The sequence below is a fragment of the Arthrobacter sp. Y3223164 genome (assembly GCF_059091005.1).
In genome coordinates this window covers 1-1,272 of sequence record NZ_JBNHGF010000585.1, presented here as the reverse complement: position 1 = coordinate 1,272, position 1,272 = coordinate 1, and the positions used below count along the sequence as shown (strand labels likewise).

Sequence of the window (1,272 nt, the reverse complement as noted above, 5' to 3'; positions counted from 1 at the left end):
GCGGACCGGAACGACGCGCCCGCCGCCAGTTCGCACGTGGTCGCGTCGCCGGTCCACGAGCACCGCTATGTGGCGCAGCGGATCCTGGAAGCCAGGCTGTTCGAGGGCTACCGGCTCAGCGAGATGGCCGTGATCGTCCGCACCGGCGGCCAGCTCTCGGCCCTCGCCCGCTACCTCACCGGCCAGGACATCGCGGTCAAGGTCCCGGTTGCCGAAAGCGCGGTGCGCGACGAGGCCGCGGTCCGGCCGCTGCTGGACGCGTTGGCCGTGGCCCTGGAGCCGGAACTACTCACCCCCGACGCTGCCGTCGCCCTCCTGACCTCCAGGATCGGCGGCGCGACGGCGATCGACCTGCGCCGCCTGCGCCAGGCACTGAGGCGCGAAGAGCTGCTCGGCGGCGGGGGCCGGTCCAGCGATTCCCTGCTCGTGGAAGCGATCGGCGACCCCGTGTTCCTCGGCACGCTCGGAAGGGAAGGCGGATCCGCCAGGAGGATCGCGCGGATGCTCAAGGCCGGTCGGGACGCGGCGGCCGAGCCGGGGGCCAACGCCGAGACGGTGCTGTGGGCACTGTGGTCCGCCACCGGGCTCTCCGATCGCTGGGCGGCACAGGCACTGCAAGGCGGCCCGGTCGGCGTGCGGGCCGACCGGGACCTCGACGCCATGATGGCGCTGTTCCAGACCGCCGAGCGGTATGTGGACCAACTCCCCGGCTCGAGCCCGCGGCAGTTCCTGGAATACCTGTTGAACCAGGAACTGCCGATGGACAACCTCGCGCCGCGCGCCCAGGTGCGGGAAGCCGTGGAACTGCTCACGCCCGCCTCGGCGGCGGGCCGGGGCTGGCCGCTGGTCATCGTGGCGGGCGTCCAGGAGGGGGTGTGGCCGAACACCAGGCTGCGTGGCGAACTGCTGGGCAGCACGGAGTTCGTGGAGGTTTTGGAGCGCGGCGTCGAGGAGGCCCGGCGGATCGACGCGGTGACCCGGCTGCGGGAAATCCGGTACGACGAATTGCGCAGTTTCTCCACGGCCATTTCGCGCGCCGAACGCCGGCTGATCTGCACGGCGGTGCAGTCCGAAGACGCCCAGCCGTCCCAGTTCCTCGATCTGGTTGAGCCCTGGCTGGATCCGGAAACCCCCCGTCCGGCGACCGAAGTCCTCCGCCCGCGAACCGTGCGTGCCTTGGCAGCGGAACTCCGGCAGGCCGCCCAGCAAGCCTCGACCCGTCCGGAAGAGGCGGCGGATGCGGCCGCCGTGCTCGCCATGCTGGCGGCCAGC

Annotated in this window: 1 protein-coding gene; it reads left to right on the top strand. The window is 72.1% G+C overall.

Annotated elements, in window-relative coordinates; all coding sequences use genetic code 11:
• Positions 1-1,272: DEAD/DEAH box helicase (locus AC5RUJ_RS16600; RefSeq protein WP_494156285.1), on the top strand; the 1,272-nt coding region annotated here is incomplete at both ends.